Source organism: Aeromicrobium sp. Leaf272, from assembly GCF_001422865.1.
Taxonomy (GTDB): Bacteria; Actinomycetota; Actinomycetes; order Propionibacteriales; family Nocardioidaceae; genus Aeromicrobium.
This window is the reverse complement of the sequence record NZ_LMMY01000011.1, coordinates 360,646-362,766: the sequence shown is the minus strand read 5'-3', so window position 1 is coordinate 362,766 and position 2,121 is coordinate 360,646. Positions and strand designations below refer to the sequence as shown.

Annotated in this window: 3 protein-coding genes; 2 read left to right on the top strand and 1 reads right to left on the bottom strand. The window is 71.6% G+C overall.

What is annotated here, in order from left to right; genetic code table 11:
• A partial coding sequence (locus tag ASF38_RS17510; protein WP_304438649.1) for a sigma factor-like helix-turn-helix DNA-binding protein occupies positions 1 to 193 on the top strand: 193 nt, incomplete at its 5' end.
• 34 nt (positions 194 to 227) lie between these two features.
• Positions 228 to 944, top strand: coding sequence for a hypothetical protein (locus ASF38_RS08820; protein ID WP_056575182.1), 717 nt, complete (start codon positions 228 to 230; stop codon positions 942 to 944).
• Between the two features lie 21 nt (positions 945 to 965).
• Here ASF38_RS08820 and ASF38_RS08815 read toward each other — a convergent pair whose 3' ends face one another.
• A complete protein-coding gene (locus ASF38_RS08815; protein ID WP_055962143.1) occupies positions 966 to 1,820 on the bottom strand; it encodes an NAD(P)-dependent oxidoreductase in 855 nt (284 codons plus the stop codon).
• Positions 1,821 to 2,121 lie beyond the last annotated feature (301 nt).

The window sequence follows — 2,121 nt, the reverse complement described above, 5'->3', positions numbered from 1 at the left end:
CCCGTCCGCCGTCGATGCGTTCGTGCTGCGCGACCTCGGGACGCTTCCCTACGACGAGGTCGCCGCCCTCACCGACGCGCCGCTCGGCACGGTCAAGGCACGCATCCACACCGCCCGCCGCTACCTGCGCGAGCGGCTCGGCCAGGACCCACCGCCCGGTCCGGACAACCTTTCGGGTCCGGACGGCATCTGATGGTGCAGATCCCCTCACCGAAGGACGCACGCTCATGATGCAGACCAAGCTCGCTCTCTCGCTGCTCGCCGGAGCCGTGGTGCTGGGTGTCGCCACCGGGGCGGTCGCCGCGGCCGTCGGTGGCGACGACACCGCCGGGCGCGACACGCCACGCGCGTCGGCCTCCCCGACTCCGTCGCCGACGGCGGAGGAGAAGAAGGAGGAGACCGAGCCTGCCGCGGCAGCGCCGACCGTCGAGTCAGGCGGGGGCGATCAGGGGGTGCCCGAGGCAGGTGCGGGTCTGCTGCCGCCGTCGGACCTCCTCATCACCCCCGGTGCGGTCGGTCCGGTGAGGGCGGGCATGACGAAGGCGCAGGCGCTCGCCACCGGCTACTTCGTGGCCGACGTCCCCGCGCCCGTCGACGGCTGTCCCGTGCGCCCCCTCACGTGGCGCGACGAGTACGTGAACACCGTCGACCTGCAGACCGCCGAGAACGGCGACGTCCTGTCGGTCGGCGTCCGCCAGCCCGGCCCCCACACGCGGTCCGGCTTCGGTGTCGGCACCACGTGGGCCCAGCTGAGGTCCGTCGCGAGCGACCCGCAGGATGCCGGCTACGGCCAGACCGGGGTGTTCGTGCGCGAGAGCAACGACGCGAGCTGGATCGGCTTCCTGTTCGACACGACGCCCGACCAGCTGGCCGACGACGACCGCGTGACGTTCGTCGAGGTCACCAAGGGCGGGCAGCCCGGCCTCGTGCGCGACGGCTGCTGAACCGGATCGTCCGCCGACGGGCTACAGACGCTTGGCGGGGTCGTGCGGGCCCTTCGGCTCCACCCAGAAGTCGAGCGCCAGGTCCTCCTCGCGACCGCCGTTCAGATAGATCGACAGGTCGGTGACGCCCTCGGCCTCGAGGACCTCGTCGTCGATGAAGAAGTTCCCCGTGCACTCCCGGCTGGGTCGCGTGAGGATCGCGTGGGCGGCGTCGGCCATGATCGCCGGCGTGCGGGAGCTGGTCTCCAGCCCGGCGCCCACCACGTTGCGCACCGCGGCGGTGTCGATCGCCGTGCGTGGCCACAGCGAGTTGCACGCGACGCCGTCCTCGCGCAGCTCCTCGGCCAGGCCCAGGGTCACGAGGCTCATGGCGTACTTGGCGATCGCGTAGGCGGTGAACGTGCCGAACCACTTCGGGTCGAGGCTGATCGGCGGGCTGAGCGTGAGCACGTGGGGGTTCGCCGACGCACGCAGGTGGGGGATGCACAGCTTGGACAGCAGGAACGAGCCGCGTGCGTTGATCTGCGTCATGAGGTCGTACTTCTTCATCGAGATGTCCTCGGTGCGGGACAGGTCGATCGCGCTGGCGTTGTTGACGACCAGGTCGATGCCGCCGAACGTCTCCACGGCCCGGGCCACGGCGTCCTCGACGAAGGCGTCGTCGCGGATGTCACCCACGAGCGGCAGCGCACGGCCGCCGGCCTCCTCGATGGCGGCGGCAGCGGTGTGGATCGTCCCGGGCAGCTTGGGGTGCGGCTCGGACGTCTTCGCGAGCAGCACCACGTTCGCGCCGTCGCGGGCGGCGCGCACCGCGATGGCCTCCCCGATGCCTCGGCTGCCTCCGGACATGATCATCGTCGTTCCGGCCAGGCTCATCGGGGGTCCTCTCGTCGTGGACGTGCGTCCTCGCTATCGTGCTGGGGACGACAAGAACAGTCAAGGTTGATTGTTTCTCTGGAGGTGGCGGCACCGATGGCGCAGGACGTACCGGCCTGGTTCACGGCCGCCCTGGCGGAGCAGCCCGAGCACGCCACGGTCGACGTCGACGGCGTGCGCATCACCTACCGGGCGTGGGGCCCGGTCGACGAGCCCGTCACGGTGCTCGTGCACGGCGGCGCCGCGCACGCGGGCTGGTGGGACCACGTCGGGCCGCTGCTCGACGGACGCGTCGTCGCCC

What these genes read in the sequence shown, in the direction of transcription:
- ASF38_RS08820 (WP_056575182.1), top strand. Translation starts at nt 228, where the DNA reads ATGATGCAGACCAAGCTCGCTCTCTCGCTGCTCGCCGGAGCCGTGGTG.
- ASF38_RS08815 (WP_055962143.1), bottom strand. Translation starts at nt 1,820, where the DNA reads ATGAGCCTGGCCGGAACGACGATGATCATGTCCGGAGGCAGCCGAGGC.